The sequence below is a fragment of the Providencia sp. PROV208 genome (assembly GCF_028479465.1).
GTDB classification, from domain to species: Bacteria; Pseudomonadota; Gammaproteobacteria; order Enterobacterales; family Enterobacteriaceae; genus Providencia; species Providencia alcalifaciens.
In genome coordinates, this window is sequence record NZ_JAMPNS010000010.1 from 84508 (window position 1) to 99574 (window position 15067).

Sequence of the window (15067 nt, forward strand, 5' to 3'; positions counted from 1 at the left end):
GGTCATATGCATAAATTTCTCGCTTTATTATTACTTTTAGTCCTATTAGGACCTCTTGGGATAGATCTGTATTTACCGACTATTCCAGCTATCGCTAAAGATTTAGGGAGTAGCGAGTCTATAATCCAATCGACCATCGGATTATTTATTTTAGTCTTAGGGATTGGACAGCTAATTTCTGGACCATTAGTCGATAGATTTGGTCGTAAGCCTATCGCTATCATTGGGTTAGCTATTTATCTAGCTGGATCCATTGTGGCCGCATTCTCAACGACGGCAGGGTTATTTATTGCTTCTCGGCTGTTACAAGGAGTGGCTGTGTGCTGCACCTCTGTAGTGGCATTTAGTTGTGTCCGTGACCGTATGAATGGCACAGAAGCCGCGAGAGCATTTGGATTTTTAAATGGAACGCTGAATATTGTACCTGCATTGGCGCCATTGTTAGGGGGATTACTGGCGGAAGCATGGGGATGGCGAGCGCCATTTTGGTTCTTGGCGATTTATGCTGTAGCGATTTTCCTGCTAATTTTATTTTTTCTCCCAGAGACGCGTCCTGCCAGCTTACAACAGGTCAAAAAGCTCCAGTTTAAGAGTTATTTTCGCATTCTGACGAGTGAGCATTTTTTGATTTTTGCATTGGTAAATGCCGGCGCAATGGGCATGGCACTGACGTATGTCTCTTTAGCTCCTAGCGTATTAATGGGAGATGCTAAGCTATCGCCTCTCGAATTTTCAATTGTCTTTGGTGTCAATGGCTTTTGGATCATGCTGGCAAGTTATATTGCGAACTATTGTATTCGCAAAATGGGACGTCCAGCCTGTTTATCAATCGGGAGTGTCATGATGGCACTTGGTTGCATCGGCTTATTATTCGGTTTGATGGTGCTTTCACCTGAAATGCAAACCCATTGGTTAGTGTATATGTTGCCGGTTGCCTGCGCGTGTACAGGGCTTGCCTTTATGATGGGCACGGCGACAAGCTATGCGTTAGAGCCATTTGGCAATGAGGCTGGGGCGGCATCAGCCCTCGTGGGGTTTGTGCAAATGGCGGGTGGCGCTGTATTAGGGTTATGTGCAATTGCGTTACCGATAGCACCGAAATTGTCCCTTGCTCTAGTGATGCTAGCGGGATGTATTTTCGGATTAATTGCAAGAAAAACCAGTATAAAACGCGCTGCCATAATAGAGAAAATTGAGTAATCGATATGGTTAATAATCCATTATTAAAGCAGCCGAGGATCGGTTAGCGGTGATGTAGTGTGAACGCAATTACATCACCATAGAATGCGTTCTATGGTAATAAAATACTGATTTAAAGGTTATTTACCATGAAAAAGAAACATTGGTCGAAAACGCAGTTATTACATGAAGTTGTTAAAAATTCCAATATCCATCTTAAAGGACGCCACAGTTACTATAGTGACTGTTGGGATGACGGTTTCGAACAATCGGTGGTTCGTTATTTACAAGGCGATGAACAGAGCCGAGATTGGCAGTTAGCTTGGCATGTAGACCAATTGTATATTGGCGATTATGTGTGTATTGGGGCGGAAACTGTGATTTTGATGGGCGGTAATCATACTCATCGATTGGATTGGTTCTGCCTGTATCCTTTTCTTGAGCATATTGAAGCGGCTTATGTTGGTAAAGGCGATACAATAATTGAAGATGGCGTTTGGATTGGCATGCGGGCATTTATTATGCCGGGAGTCAAAATAGGTGAGGGAGCGGTGATTGCGACCAATAGCGTCGTGACTAAAGATGTTCCGCCTTATACCATTGTGGGAGGGAACCCTGCGCAGCCTATTAAAACTCGTTTTTCTTCTGACGTGATAGAACAATTATTAGCGCTGAAGATATATGAATGGAGTGAAGATAAATTCGAGGCATTAAAAAGATTTATTTGCAGTTCGGATTTCCTGGCATTAAAAGACGCTAGTGAACACTATGACCAAACTCAGTAATGGGTTATGGTGTTGAAACACCGGATTTTTCAATTATAGAGGGTTATCCGTGGATAACCCTTTTTCAGTTTAATTACCCATCATTTTGTGACTATATTAGTTTTTTTATTACCATAAAACGAGTGCGTTAATTAGGTAGCAAAGGTGTTATTTTATTTATGCTATATCAAGCTCATGATTTGTGCGAATAAACTCGACTAAAGTGGGTGACGCGATACGCTGGTAATCTTGGGTATTAAGAATAATTGAACGTTCTAAGCTTCCTGCATTAAAGGCGAGTTCATCAAAGCGCACAAACAGATAAGGGTCAGCAATAAGCTTTAACGAAGGATGGAAGCTAAAAGGAGGGATGGCACCAAAAACACAATGGGTAAGTTCATCAACCTCTTTTGGGCTCGCTAATGATGCGCGGGTTCCACCAATTGCTTTGGCAATTTTACTCAAGTCGGCTTGTTGATCCGCAGGTAGGATGGCTAAAACATGCTGACGTACGCCATTTCCTTTTACATGGCAGACTAACCCTTTGGCGCCTTGACCTAGCTGTGTGCCGCGGATTTTTGCCACTTCTTCAGATTTTCCCGCCGTTGGGTGCTCCATCACGCGATATTTTGCATTTTGGCTATTCAGTAATTGGGTTAACTGTGTAAAAACGTCATTGTCAGACACAATGAGCTCCTTCAAAAGTCCACATCAAATGAGGGGAATGATAGCAAGTTCAGAGAGAGAAACAATGACGAGAGAAGAAAGTAAGGGCAGCTATCATAAAATAGTTACCCTTAAGCCAGTTACTGATGGCGTTCTTTTAAACGCTTGATAATGGCGGTCAAATCGAGGTTTTGATCTTGCAATAGCACCATTAAGTGGTACATCAAATCGGCGGCTTCGTTGGTTAATTCTTCGCGGTCATTCACCGTGGCAGCGAGTGCGGTTTCAACGCCTTCTTCACCCACTTTTTGTGCAATACGCTTGGTGCCGCTAGCATACAGACGGGCAGTATATGAACTTTCTGGCGAGGCATTTTTACGCTCTTTTAGTAAGGTTTCTAATTCATATAAAAAACCCCATTCGCTTTGAGCTGGCGCAAAGCAGCTGGTGGTGCCGTTATGGCAGGTTGGGCCATCAGGCAGCGCCATGGCAAGCAAAGTATCGTTATCGCAGTCAGCGACAATATCGACTAAATTTAGGAAGTTGTTGGAAGTCTCACCTTTAGTCCACAAGCGCTGTTTGGTGCGAGAGAAAAAGGTGACTTTACGGCTCTCTAAAGTCACTTTCAGCGCTTCTTGGTTCATATAACCCAACATGAGAACATCACCAGAAATAGCGTGCTGAACGATGACGGGCATTAGGTTATCGACTTTTTGCCATGCAAGCTGATTACATTGTTCTGTGGTTAACATACTCTTATTTGAACTCCATTTTCTGCTAAGTACTGCTTTAAGTCACCGATGTTAATAATCTGCTTGTGGAACACCGAAGCGGCTAAAGCGCCATCGACGCCAGCGTCAGTAAAGGCGTCTAGGAAGTGGATTTTTTCCCCTGCACCGCCGGAGGCGATCAGTGGAACTTGGCACACTTCACGAACTTTTTTCAGTTGTACCAGATCGTAACCTTGTCGTACACCGTCTTGGTTCATCATATTGAGCACAATTTCTCCGGCGCCGCGCTGCTGAACTTCTTTCACCCAATCAAGGGTTTTCCAGCGAGTTTGGGTGGTGCGTTTTTCATCCCCTGTGAATTGATAAACTAAATATTCATTTGTTTCTGCGTCAAACCATGTATCGATTCCAACCACGATGCACTGAACACCAAAGCGATCAGCCAAACGGCTAATTAGAGTTGGATCAGACAATGCAGGGGAGTTGATTGAAATTTTGTCTGCGCCAAAAGAGAGGATCTGAGCAGCATCTTCCACGCTTTTAATTCCACCCGCCACGCAGAAGGGAATATCAATCACTTCGGCTACTTTGGCGACCCAGCTTTTATCAACAACACGACCATCTGAAGATGCAGTAATATCGTAAAAAACCAGTTCATCGGCCCCTTCTTGGGCATAACGTTGTGCGAGAGGAACGATATCGCCAATGATTTCGTGGTTGCGAAATTGCACACCTTTAACAACTTGTCCGTCACGGACATCCAAACAAGGAATTATGCGTTTTGCCAACATTCAATTGCCTCCGTTACGGTAAACTTACCTTCTAATAATGCGCGTCCAACAATAACACCCGCAGCACCAGAGGCTGGCAAGGCGGCGATATCATCTAAATTACCAATTCCACCAGAGGCTTGAATTTCAATATCGGGAAATTTTTCGCTAATTTCGCGGTACAAATTCACATTCGAGCCTGATAGGGTGCCATCTTTGGAGATATCGGTACAAAGAACATGTTTCAAGCCATAAGGGCGATATATTTCAATGGCTTGTTCAAGGGATAAATTGGAGTTTTCTTGCCAGCCGCTAATGGCAATTTCTTTGATGCCTTGCGCATTAATGCGCACATCTAATGCTAATACGATAGCGTCGCCACCATAACGTTGAAACCAAGTTTTCACGAGCTCAGGTTTGGTGACCGCAGTGGAACCAATGACAACACGAGTCGCTCCAGCATCGAGTAGTGCTTTGACATCATCCTCGGTACGAATACCACCGCCAACTTGGACAGGAACACTGACGCCTGCCAGTAGTTTTTTCAGCAGAGGAATTTGGCGTTTCTGTGGGTCTTTTGCACCAGTTAAATCGACTAAGTGAAGTAACTTAGCGCCTTGTTTTTCATAGTCTTGTAAGCGTGGTAGTGGGTCTGTGCCATAATCAGTTTGTTTGGCGTAATCCCCTTGATGTAAACGCACCACAGTGCCATCAATTAAATCTAAAGCAGGTATGATCATGGTTTACATCTCCAAAAAGTTTTGGATCAAGCGAGCACCCGCGGCACCCGAACGTTCTGGGTGGAACTGAACGCCATAGAAATTATCTTTATTCACAGCACTACTAAACAGGTTGCCATATTGTGTTTGCGCGATGGTGTTGGCGGAAATAGGCATTGAATAGCTGTGCACAAAATAAAAATAGGCATCGTCGCTGATCCCTTTAAATAGGGGATTGCCCGCGAGTGCTTTCACTTGATTCCAACCACTGTGGGGGACCGGTAACCCGTTCGCATCCATTTTACGTACGGGGCTGTCAATTAACCCTAACAGTGGAATTTCTGTTTGACCTTCTTCGCTGATATTGCCCAGTAATTGCATACCTAAACAGATACCTAAAACAGGCTGAGTCAGTGCTTTAATTAAAGGGATAAGTTCACGCTCAGCGAGCTTTTCCATCGCAGCGCTGGCAGTGCCTACACCAGGTAAAAATACTTTGTCAGCTTGTAAAATGGTGTTGGTATCACGGCTGACGGTTGGTTCGTAGCCTAAGCGTTTAATGGCATAGGAGACAGAGGCTAAGTTTGCACAGCCCGTATCAAGGATTACAACCTTCATTACAGAACTCCTTTCGAACTTGGTAGAGTGTCCCCTTCAACACGAATCGCTTGGCGTAATGTACGACCAAACACTTTAAATAGGCTTTCTGCTTTGTGGTGATCGTTTTTTCCTTTGGTTTTTAGGTGCAATGTACAGCCCATTGCATAGGATAATGAACTAAAGAAGTGCTCAATCATCTCAGTGCTAAGGTCGCCAACGCGCTGATATTTAAACTCCGCTTTATATTCCAAGTGTGGTCGACCTGAAATGTCCAGCGCACAGCGTGCTTGACACTCGTCCATTGGCAGAACAAAACCGAAACGTGCAATTCCGCGTTTATCACCCAGAGCGACACGTAACGCCTCACCTAAGGCTAACCCCGTGTCTTCGACAGTGTGGTGGTCATCAATAAATAGGTCGCCATTAACCTCAATGCGTAAGCGGAAACCGCCATGGGTCGCGATTTGATCCAGCATATGATCAAAGAAGCCAACACCCGTGCTGATTTTGCTACCACCTTCTTGGTCTAACCACACTTCTACTTGGATATTGGTTTCTTTCGTGACGCGTTCAACTAGCGCGTAGCGGTTACGCTTAGTGAGTTGATTGGCGATAGCATTCCAATCAAGTTCGTTGGCGCTGTAACGTAGCCCTTTAATTCCCATATTTTGGGCAAGTTGTATGTCGGTTTCGCGGTCACCAATGACATAACTGTTTTCAATATCTAATACGCCGTCTTTCAGGTAATTTTCTACCAACTTAGTTTTTGGTTTACGGCATGCACAGTTATCCGCAGGCAAATGTGGGCAAATTAACACATCATCAAAGCGGATACCTTGAGATTCAAATACTTGCATCATTAAATTGTGGGGCGGATCGAAATCTTCAGTCGGAAAGCTTGCTGTACCTAAGCCGTCTTGATTAGTAATCATCACTAAGCGATAGTTGGCTTTTTGTAACGCTAAAAGGCTAGGAATGACATTGTTTTCAAAGGCTAATTTACTGAGACTATCCACTTGGAAATCTGTCGGTGGCTCGGTAATTAATGTTCCATCACGGTCGATAAAAAGAATTTTCTGGCTCATGACTATTTCCTAATTAGCAAAGTGCTTTGATAGCTTCAATAACACGGACATTTTCGATTTCAGTACCAATCGTGATGCGTAAGCAGTTGACCAGACCGGGTTGTTTGCTTTGATCGCGTAGGATAATGCCTTGATCCCACAGCGCTTTGAAAACTTTCGCACCATCGGTAAAACGCACCAGAATATAGTTGGTTTCACTTGGGTAAACCGTTTCAACGAGCGGTAACTCACGCAGTGCTTCAGAAAGTGCAATGCGATTATCACGGATTTCCAATACACGCTTTTTCATGGTTGTGATGCCATCTGCATCTAATGCCTTCTCTGCAATGAGTGCGACAGGGGTCGAAAGAGGGTAAGGTGCAATGACTTTTAGCAAGACTTCAATCACTTCGGCGGATGCTAACGTAAACCCACAGCGTAGCCCCGCCAAAGCAAAGGCTTTTGATAAGGTTCTTAAAATTACTAAATTCGGGTATTTCGCCAGCCAGCTGACAACACTAAATTCAGGGCAGAATTCAATATAAGCTTCATCAACCACAACCAATGCCTGTCCAGCAGTCATCTCTAATACGTCGAGCAGGGCTTGATTATCGATGATATTGCCGGTCGGGTTATTCGGGCTGCAAATATAAATCAGTTTGGTATTGGATAAATTTTCACGGATAGCGGCAACATTTAATGACCAGTCAGGAAGTGTCAGAATTTTTTTCTGTTCTACACCAAACGTTTCTGCACTGACACTGTACATTCCGTAAGTAGGAGGGCAGAACATGACAGCGTCTTTACCAGGCTCGCAAAATGCGCGTATCAGTAATTCAATAGATTCGTCCGCCCCGCGACAAACTAAGACTTGCTCTGGGGATAATCCGGCGTAAGCTGCGTAATTATTGATGACACCCGCGGGTTGGGCTTCTGGATAACGGTTGAGGTTACGCTCAATAAATTGGTAATCCGGTGCTGTTGGGTATTCATTTGCGTTCAGCCACACATCGCCATTCCCGCCAAGACGGCGAGCTGACATATATGGGGTCATCACTTTTACATTTTCACGCGCAAGGCTGGCGGCATTAAACGTCTGGCTCATGTTTCACTCCTGATTTTGTTTTTTTAGTTCGGTGACACGTAGGGTAACGGCGTTTTTGTGAGCGGTAAGCTGTTCAGCTTGCGCTAATGTTTCTATGGTGTTTGCTAACCCTAACAATCCTTGAGCCGAGAGTTTTTGTACTGTCATTCTCTTCATAAAATCGGCTAAACCAAGGCTTGAATAGGTTGATGTATAACCATAAGTTGGCAATACGTGATTGGTGCCAGACGCATAATCTCCCGCCGATTCTGGGGACCAATCGCCAACAAATACGGAGCCTGCGCTGGTGATAGATTCCACGAGTTCGTCCGCATTGCGGGTTTGTAAAATCAAGTGTTCAGGTCCATAGCGGTTACTGATTTCCACGCATTGTTCGATAGAATCGGCGATAATGACGCGGCTTGCGCTAAGTGCTTCACGGGCAATGGATGCACGGGATAACACCGCAAGTTGCTTCTCTGTTTCTTCAATGACACGCTGAGCAAAATCAGCACTATCTGTCAGTAAAATCACTTGAGCATCAGGCCCATGCTCCGCTTGGGATAATAAGTCAGAGGCGGTAAACGCAGGGTTGGCTTGGCTGTCAGCAATCACTAATACTTCGGAAGGACCCGCAGGCATATCAATCGCTGCACCTTGATAGCTTTGACTAACTTGGCGTTTAGCTTCGGTGACATAGGCATTTCCCGGACCAAAAATTTTATCAACGCTAGGAATGCTTTTGGTACCAAATGCCATCGCGGCAATAGCTTGTGCTCCTCCAACTTGGAAGATATCTGTAATCCCACACAGCTTCGCAGCATATAAAATTTCATCTGCAATCGGCGGTGGTGAACAGAGAATAATCTTGCGGCAACCCGCAATATTCGCAGGGGTTCCTAGCATCATGACGGTAGACAGTAATGGTGCAGAACCGCCCGGGATATACAGCCCAACGGAATCAATCGGGCGGGTGACTTGTTGACAAACGACTCCCGCTTGGGTTTCAACGGTGATCGGCGTGGGTTTTTGAGCTTCGTGGAAGCGACGAATGTTACCAATCGCTGTATTCATTGCCGCTTTTATGTTATCGCCAAGGCGAGCTTGGGCTTCATCAACGGCTTCTTGTGAAACACGAACAGAGCTAATCTCTGTTTTATCAAAACGTTGGCTCAGAGCGATAAGCGCAGCATCGCCCCCAGTGCGCACTTGATCAATAATTTGGCTGACAGCGGCGCTAATGTTGCCAGAGGCGGCAATAGCAGGGCGCATCAGTAATGTTTCTTGCTGTTCTTCAAGGCAGTCTGACCAGCGAATTGGTTGATTGAATCCCAGTTCCATGGCGATTTACTCCATCATTTTTTCAATTGGTAAAACAAGGATTGAACTTGCGCCCAAGGATTTCAGTTTTTCCATGGTTTCCCAGAATAGGGTTTCTGAACTGACCATGTGCATTGCAACGCGGCTTTGGTCGCCAGCTAATGGCAGAATTGTTGGTCGCTCAGCACCCGGTAACAGTGCGATGATTTCTTCGAGTTTTTCACCCGGAGCATGCAACATAATGTATTTTGATTCGCGGGCTTGGATAACGCCTTGAATACGCGTCATCATGCGGTCAATTAACTGTTGCTTATCGGCTGACATTTCGCCATCACGCTGGATTAAACAGGCTTTTGAGCGGTAGATGACTTCCACTTCTTTTAAGCCGTTTGCTTCAAGGGTTGCGCCTGTAGAAACGAGGTCACAAATGGCATCGGCTAAACCAGCGCGTGGCGCGACTTCTACAGAACCGTTCAGTAAGCAAGATTTAAATGTCACGCCTTTTTCATCAAAATAGCGTTTTAGTAGGTACGGGTAAGAGGTGGCGACACGGGAACCATTCAAGCATTCTGCCCCGGTATAATTGAAGTCTAATGGCGCAGCTAGAGAGAGGCGGCAGCCACCAAAATCAAGGCGACGTAAGGTGGTAAATTGCGGTTTTTCGCCACGCGCTTGGCGGCTTAATACTTCTTCTTCTAATACGTTTTCACCGATGATACCGAGGTCAACAACACCATCCATGACCAGCCCTGGAATATCGTCATCGCGCACACGAAGTAAATCAATAGGCATATTTTCTGCATAAGCAATCAATCGCTGCTGTTGTAAATTGATTTTAATGCCGCAGCGAGCAAGGAGTTCTCTTGATTCTTCGCTTAAACGTCCTGACTTTTGTATTGCGATACGTAAACGTGATTTGTCCAACATAATTCTACTCCACATCCCAAAAATATCTTTTTGATTAATAATAAAAAAACCCTCGGAAGATTATCTTCCGAGGGTTCTCTCAATTTGCATTTCAGCCACCGGAAGAGTCGTTGATCGTCTTCCAGCACACATCGCCCGAAAGACTAATCAGGATGATGGTGGTGATGATGGTTGCGTGAAATACAGGTCATAATAGCTTCCGTTTAGTTATTTGGATAATTGCTTAAACATTCAATACTAATCAAGCTATCCGATTTCATACTATGAATGCAACCCTTTTTTTTCAAAATAACGCATAATAATTAGTTAGTGGTTTTTTATAGTGATTAATCTCTTGGAAAATAGCTTCGGAAGTTAAATGATTTTCAGCTAATCTATGGGCAATGATGTAATCACTTTCTCAGTAGCGGGACAGTAACATGAAAAAAATCACCATTATTGGTTTAGGTTGGTTAGGTGTACCTCTAGCAAATCGCTTGATGGCTCACGGAATGAATGTGGCAGGAACAAAAACGAGTATCGATGGTGTTGAAGCGGCTCGTGGGGTAGGTATTGATTGTTATCAATTGCAGTTAACCCCAGAATTACGCTGTGATGTCGATGATTTGGACCAGTTAATGGAAGGAACCGAGGTATTGGTGATTTTACTGCCGCCATCGAAAGTTATCCTTTCAGGGTATATTGTGGCCATTGAGCAATTAGTGGACAGCGCAATAAGCTATCGGGTTCCTCGAGTTATTTTTACGTCATCCACATCTGTCTATGGTGAGGTTGAGGGGGTTATTACGGAAGATGCGCCTTTATTGGGTGAAACAGCCTCCGCTAAAGCGTTAATTGCTGTTGAACAGTGGCTTCATGGGTTACCGAATATTCGTGTAGATGTACTGCGACTAGCGGGTCTGGTCGGGGAGAATCGGCATGCAGGGAGATTCCTTGCAGGAAAAGAGCAAGTCAAGGGCGCGAATCAGCCAGTTAATATGGTGCATCAAGACGATGTTATTGCAGCGATTTTGTTATTAATTCAGCGATCAGAAGGTGGGCATGTTTATAATTTATGTGCGCCCGAGCACCCAACTCGCCAGCAGTTTTATACTGAAGCCGCTGAGTCTCTGAATTTAACGCCGCCAAAGTTTGTGTTAGAAGAGGATGAAATGGCAGGTAAAACAATTGATGGACAACGAATTTGTCATGAGCTGGGTTATGAGTATCAATTCACGCATCCATTATATATGCCGATGAGCTAAGGCTAAGCCGTGGCGCTTATTTTGGCACCACGGTAAACGGTTATTTGATAGGTAACATGACAATTTCTTGGAAGGCTGGACGTTGGGTCAGTGTTTGATACCAACGCTCTAAATGAGGAAATGCAGGGCGTTCAGTAACAATCTCATGCCATGGGTAGAACAGTGGCGCAATAGCGATATCCGCAATCCCAAATTTATCCCCACTAAAATAGGCTTGAGTGCTAAGTGCCTCATCAGCAATTGCCAAAAGCTTTTCGATATTTTGATAAATGATTTTGGCTTGAACTGGGTCTCTGTCGGCCTCAGGGACACGAACAATTTTGTTCATCATTTGTTTGATATGATCAAACAGATTGGCGCCGCTCCAGTCCATCCATTTATCGGCAGCAGCTTTTTCTTGTAGATCAGCGGCTAACAATAGGTGAGAGTGATCATATTTTTCCGTAAGGTAACGTAAAATTGCATTGGATTCCCACAGGGTAAACCTTTCATCCTGTAAAGTTGGAATTGTGCTGTTTGGATTCATTTTTTTATATTCAGGTGTATCGACACCACCGAATGGTCCACCAACATCTTTTTGATTATAAGGAATATTCAGCTCTTTCAGGCACCACAGTACTTTTTTGACGTTTGAAGAGTTAGTACGTCCCCAGACAGTTAACATTGGAATCTCCCATATTATGTTTTTGACCGAATATTTAGATTTGACCTAACTAAGATAGATGAAATTGATGAATTGAGGAACTTTATTATTTACTCATTGCTGGTGGTCATTGTTGTCTATTTTGTTTAGGGTATAGAGAGTGTTTTAGTGAAGTAATATTTTGCAGTATCTCGATGAATTTGACTGCATTTTTGGTTTCTAGTGAACGCCTAATGATGGTTTTGATTGTGATGAATGATTTGAGTTGGAATAGTAAAGGAGTAACCAATGAATAAAAACACGTTGTCCTCGACCGTACGAGGGACTGGTATTGGATTAAGTCTATTCGTTGTGATGAGCGCGAGTGTTTATGCGGCTCAGACACCAGTTGCTCCACAAGTTGACGCAAAAGCGTTTGTATTGATGGATTATAACAGCGGCAAAATTTTAGCTTCCAGTAAACCTGATGAACGTTTAGACCCTGCGAGCTTGACCAAAATTATGACGAGCTATGTCGTTGGGCAGGCCGTGAAGGCGGGGAAAATTACACCGCAGGATATGGTGACCGTTAGTGAGGCTGCATGGGCGACGGGGAATCCGATTTTAAAAGGGTCATCCTTGATGTTTTTGAAGCCGAAGGATCGTGTTTCGGTATTAGATTTAAACAAAGGTGTGGTTATCCAATCTGGGAATGATGCCAGTATTGCCCTTGCTGAGCATGTTGCAGGAAGCCAAGAATCTTTTGTTGACTTGATGAATGGCTACGTTCAAAAAATTGGCTTAACAAATACGCATTTTAAAACAGTACACGGCTTAGATTCGGATGGGCAGTACAGTACTGCTAGAGATATGGCAGTATTAGCGCAAGCGCTGATCCGTGATGTACCTGATGAGTATGTACTACACAAAGAAAAAGAATTTACCTTCAATAATATCCGTCAGCCTAACCGCAACCGTTTATTGTGGAGCCAGAATCTCAAAGTCGATGGCGTGAAAACAGGGCATACTAGTGGGGCTGGTCATAATTTAGTGGCATCAGCAACGGATGGTCCTATGCGTCTAATTTCCGTGGTATTAGGGGCACCGAGTGACCGTGTTCGTTTTGCTGAAAGTGAAAAGCTACTCACTTGGGGTTTTCGATTTTTTGAAACGGTGACGCCAATTAAAGGTGATGCCGTACTACAAAAACAGCGTGTATGGTTTGGTGATATTTCAGAAGTGCCTTTAGGCGTGGAAAACGATGTAGCAGTGACGATTCCAAAAGGTCAGCTACAGAATTTAAAAGTGGATATCAAGCTGGATAATGATTCCTTAGAGGCGCCATTAGCGTTAAACCAGAAAGTCGGCACAATTAACTTTATTTTAAATGATGAAGTTATCGAGCAACACCCATTAGTCGCTAAGCAAGCGGTTGAAGAAGCGGGTTTCTTTGGGCGAATTTGGGATTATGTCATGAAGACGATTACGGGTTGGTGGAATGCAATTTTTGGATAAGAAGTAACTCGTTATTTAGCAAATCAATTAAGGCCTCATGAATGAGGCCTTTTTGTTTTAATATTAATTAAATTTACAGATTAACTTCAATTGAAATAGATTCTATTTAATTTAATAATTATTAAATCGTTTGAAAATTAATAAGTTAAATTATTGTTGGTTTTATTTTTCATTCGATATACTTATTTTTAAATCATTTTATCTAATCTATTTTAACGGAGAACGTATCAATGGGCATTTCCATGGACGAAAGAATGCAACAACTGTTTCAACAAAAAAATACCAAAGGGATCGGTGAGAACAGTGTTAATGGTGGTCAAGCGGATAACTGTGGTGAAAATACAGGAGTTATAAAGTCAGGTAATGCAACGGATTCTGGTAAGGGGGGCGATTCAGTCAATGGCGGTCACACGGTTAACCACCATACAAATAGCCATATTATTAAAGGGGGGGATGGTAACAATGAAGGGCTGAACAATGGGGGAGTTGAAGGCGGTCATAGTACAAACTTTGGTTTAAACAATAATGAGTTAAATGGTGGTTCTGCACTGAACAGATTAGGCTCGACTAACAGTGAAAACTCTTTCATTAAAGGGGGTAATGCGATTAGGGAATTACAAAGTGGTATTGAAAAATATCAAGGTATGCAAAAGCAATTAGCGGATGCGAATAAGGAAATTATCCGTAAAAATAATGAATTACTGCAATTGCAGAAAGACATTGAATCCCAAAAACAAGAATTACAACAACAACAGCAAGAATTAGCGGATCAGAAACGTCAATCTCAGGAAGATCAAAATAAATTAAAGGAAGCGAATCAACGCCTAATTAATCATGAACAAGAAAAAGCGCAGCTGAATAATGAGCTCTCAAAAGCCAAACAGAATGTTGAACAATTGCATTCAGATATGCAGATTCAACGTGGTGAAATTGACCGTTTGAAAGCACTTGTTGATCAAGGGAAAAAAGAAATTCAAAGTCTCGAAGCTAAATTGGAGCAAGCAAATGGAGACAAAAATAAATTAGAAGAACGCTTAAAAACACAGCAAGATAGAAATAAAAAACAAGAAGAAAAAATTACCGAACTTCAATGCAAAATTGATGAAAAAAATAAAAAACTCACTGAGTTGAATGAAAAGCTATTGCGGGTTAATGAAAACAATGAAGGTTTAAATGCCCGAATTACACGTTTGAATAATGATCTTGTTTACCTGACAGGTATCTTAGATGAGAAAGTGCGAAAAGAGTCTGAATGCAGCTCTAAAGTATCTAATTTAAAAGATAAAATTGACTTATTAGAGGTAGAGAAAAAACAATTAGCAGACCGTTTACAACATGGTCGTCAATCTTATTCTGAATTGGAAGAAACATATCGTCTTTATCAGTTATCGGTCAAAACGGATATGGAGACTTTCAAGCAATTAAAACCAATGTTATCTGAAATTGGTGCTTTAGCTACACAAGGTGAGGAAATGCTAAATGATCCTACTAAAAGCTCTTCTAGAGTAGAGTTTTCGTTGAAATCTGTAGAGAAGACGACGACACCATCGCCTGCTATTTCCGCTGGAACGGCATTTAACTCAGGCACCAATTCTGGCTCAGTTCGTGGTGGAGATAGTATTAGCAATTCTATTGTGGTCGGTGGTTTAGCCATTGAGGATGAGTTAATTGGGAACAAATTAGCTGAAAGTATGAGTGATTTGGTGAAAACCTTAGAAACGATAGCTCAAAATACGAATGATTCAGTAAGTGGAGCAGTTGGGCAATTGGGCATACTGGTAGAAACAAAAACACCCTATCAAGTTTGGTAGTCACGTCTTTATAAATAACAAAGGGCCTGCAATTGCAGGCCCTTTTTGTAT

General features: G+C 43.1%; 15 protein-coding genes and 1 other annotated feature. Of the genes, 5 read left to right on the forward strand and 10 right to left on the reverse strand.

The window, feature by feature from the left end; genetic code table 11:
* Positions 1-6 precede the first annotated feature (6 nt).
* Positions 7-1200: a multidrug effflux MFS transporter gene (locus PR766_RS08270; RefSeq protein WP_154601241.1), complete on the forward strand. Its 1194-nt coding sequence runs from the start codon at positions 7-9 to the stop codon at positions 1198-1200.
* Positions 1201-1328: 128 nt separating this feature from the next.
* Positions 1329-1964, forward strand: coding sequence for a CatB-related O-acetyltransferase (locus tag PR766_RS08275; RefSeq protein WP_154636174.1), 636 nt, complete (start codon positions 1329-1331; stop codon positions 1962-1964).
* A gap of 156 nt (positions 1965-2120) precedes the next feature.
* Here the strand turns inward: PR766_RS08275 and PR766_RS08280 are convergent, their stop codons facing one another.
* The 9 genes from PR766_RS08280 to hisG all read right to left on the reverse strand — a co-directional run bounded on the left by PR766_RS08280 (position 2121) and on the right by hisG (position 9824).
* A complete protein-coding gene (locus PR766_RS08280; protein WP_224063805.1) occupies positions 2121-2561 on the reverse strand; it encodes a YbaK/prolyl-tRNA synthetase associated domain-containing protein in 441 nt (146 codons plus the stop codon).
* A gap of 188 nt (positions 2562-2749) precedes the next feature.
* A complete protein-coding gene (hisIE, locus tag PR766_RS08285) occupies positions 2750-3361 on the reverse strand; it encodes a bifunctional phosphoribosyl-AMP cyclohydrolase/phosphoribosyl-ATP diphosphatase HisIE (RefSeq protein WP_006657677.1) in 612 nt (203 codons plus the stop codon).
* On the reverse strand, positions 3355-4131 hold the full coding sequence (gene hisF / locus PR766_RS08290) for an imidazole glycerol phosphate synthase subunit HisF (protein ID WP_006662259.1): 777 nt from the start codon (positions 4129-4131) through the stop codon (positions 3355-3357). The genes hisIE and hisF overlap by 7 nt, the downstream gene beginning before the upstream one ends.
* Complete coding sequence (gene hisA / locus PR766_RS08295; protein WP_006662258.1) at positions 4113-4850, reverse strand: 1-(5-phosphoribosyl)-5-[(5-phosphoribosylamino)methylideneamino]imidazole-4-carboxamide isomerase; 738 nt, start codon at positions 4848-4850, stop codon at positions 4113-4115. The genes hisF and hisA overlap by 19 nt, the downstream gene beginning before the upstream one ends.
* Before the next feature lie 3 nt (positions 4851-4853).
* Entirely contained in the window at positions 4854-5447 is a 594-nt protein-coding gene (gene hisH / locus PR766_RS08300; RefSeq protein WP_006657680.1) for an imidazole glycerol phosphate synthase subunit HisH, read from the reverse strand.
* Positions 5447-6514 carry a bifunctional histidinol-phosphatase/imidazoleglycerol-phosphate dehydratase HisB gene (gene hisB / locus PR766_RS08305; protein WP_006657681.1) on the reverse strand — a complete coding sequence of 356 codons (1068 nt, stop codon included), beginning with the start codon at positions 6512-6514 and terminating at the stop codon, positions 5447-5449. The genes hisH and hisB overlap by 1 nt, the downstream gene beginning before the upstream one ends.
* A gap of 13 nt (positions 6515-6527) precedes the next feature.
* Entirely contained in the window at positions 6528-7598 is a 1071-nt protein-coding gene (gene hisC, locus PR766_RS08310) for a histidinol-phosphate transaminase (protein ID WP_006657682.1), read from the reverse strand.
* A 3-nt stretch (positions 7599-7601) separates the two neighbouring features.
* Entirely contained in the window at positions 7602-8918 is a 1317-nt protein-coding gene (gene hisD, locus PR766_RS08315; RefSeq protein ID WP_154636173.1) for a histidinol dehydrogenase, read from the reverse strand.
* 6 nt (positions 8919-8924) lie between these two features.
* On the reverse strand, positions 8925-9824 hold the full coding sequence (hisG, locus tag PR766_RS08320; protein WP_006662255.1) for an ATP phosphoribosyltransferase: 900 nt from the start codon (positions 9822-9824) through the stop codon (positions 8925-8927).
* Positions 9825-9864: 40 nt separating this feature from the next.
* Positions 9865-9992: a sequence feature (His leader region), on the reverse strand.
* Positions 9993-10243: 251 nt separating this feature from the next.
* Here hisG and PR766_RS08325 point away from each other — a divergent pair.
* Positions 10244-11068 (forward strand): SDR family oxidoreductase, encoded by an 825-nt coding sequence (locus tag PR766_RS08325; RefSeq protein WP_154636172.1) that lies wholly within the window; start codon positions 10244-10246, stop codon positions 11066-11068.
* 40 nt (positions 11069-11108) lie between these two features.
* On the opposite strand, the gene PR766_RS08330 is transcribed toward PR766_RS08325, so the two are convergent.
* The gene (locus PR766_RS08330; protein WP_006657686.1) at positions 11109-11732 is read right to left on the reverse strand and encodes a glutathione S-transferase family protein; all 624 of its coding nucleotides are present in this window, start codon (positions 11730-11732) and stop codon (positions 11109-11111) included.
* Between the two features lie 267 nt (positions 11733-11999).
* On the opposite strand from PR766_RS08330, the gene PR766_RS08335 reads away from it, so the two are divergent.
* Positions 12000-13205: a serine hydrolase gene (locus PR766_RS08335; protein WP_154636171.1), complete on the forward strand. Its 1206-nt coding sequence runs from the start codon at positions 12000-12002 to the stop codon at positions 13203-13205.
* 242 nt (positions 13206-13447) lie between these two features.
* Positions 13448-15016 carry a hypothetical protein gene (locus PR766_RS08340; protein ID WP_230086784.1) on the forward strand — a complete coding sequence of 523 codons (1569 nt, stop codon included), beginning with the start codon at positions 13448-13450 and terminating at the stop codon, positions 15014-15016.
* The last annotated feature ends 51 nt before the right edge of the window (positions 15017-15067 follow it).

Excerpts from the sequence above, each read along its gene's own strand:
- PR766_RS08335 (WP_154636171.1), top strand. The coding sequence starts at position 12,000 with ATGAATAAAAACACGTTGTCCTCGACCGTACGAGGGACTGGTATTGGA.
- PR766_RS08280 (WP_224063805.1), bottom strand. The coding sequence starts at position 2,561 with ATGGAGCACCCAACGGCGGGAAAATCTGAAGAAGTGGCAAAAATCCGC.
- PR766_RS08340 (WP_230086784.1), top strand. The coding sequence starts at position 13,448 with ATGGACGAAAGAATGCAACAACTGTTTCAACAAAAAAATACCAAAGGG.
- hisD (WP_154636173.1), bottom strand. The coding sequence starts at position 8,918 with ATGGAACTGGGATTCAATCAACCAATTCGCTGGTCAGACTGCCTTGAA.
- hisF (WP_006662259.1), bottom strand. The coding sequence starts at position 4,131 with ATGTTGGCAAAACGCATAATTCCTTGTTTGGATGTCCGTGACGGACAA.
- hisB (WP_006657681.1), bottom strand. The coding sequence starts at position 6,514 with ATGAGCCAGAAAATTCTTTTTATCGACCGTGATGGAACATTAATTACC.
- hisIE (WP_006657677.1), bottom strand. The coding sequence starts at position 3,361 with ATGTTAACCACAGAACAATGTAATCAGCTTGCATGGCAAAAAGTCGAT.
- hisC (WP_006657682.1), bottom strand. The coding sequence starts at position 7,598 with ATGAGCCAGACGTTTAATGCCGCCAGCCTTGCGCGTGAAAATGTAAAA.
- PR766_RS08325 (WP_154636172.1), top strand. The coding sequence starts at position 10,244 with ATGAAAAAAATCACCATTATTGGTTTAGGTTGGTTAGGTGTACCTCTA.
- hisA (WP_006662258.1), bottom strand. The coding sequence starts at position 4,850 with ATGATCATACCTGCTTTAGATTTAATTGATGGCACTGTGGTGCGTTTA.
- PR766_RS08330 (WP_006657686.1), bottom strand. The coding sequence starts at position 11,732 with ATGTTAACTGTCTGGGGACGTACTAACTCTTCAAACGTCAAAAAAGTA.
- PR766_RS08275 (WP_154636174.1), top strand. The coding sequence starts at position 1,329 with ATGAAAAAGAAACATTGGTCGAAAACGCAGTTATTACATGAAGTTGTT.
- PR766_RS08270 (WP_154601241.1), top strand. The coding sequence starts at position 7 with ATGCATAAATTTCTCGCTTTATTATTACTTTTAGTCCTATTAGGACCT.
- hisG (WP_006662255.1), bottom strand. The coding sequence starts at position 9,824 with ATGTTGGACAAATCACGTTTACGTATCGCAATACAAAAGTCAGGACGT.
- hisH (WP_006657680.1), bottom strand. The coding sequence starts at position 5,447 with ATGAAGGTTGTAATCCTTGATACGGGCTGTGCAAACTTAGCCTCTGTC.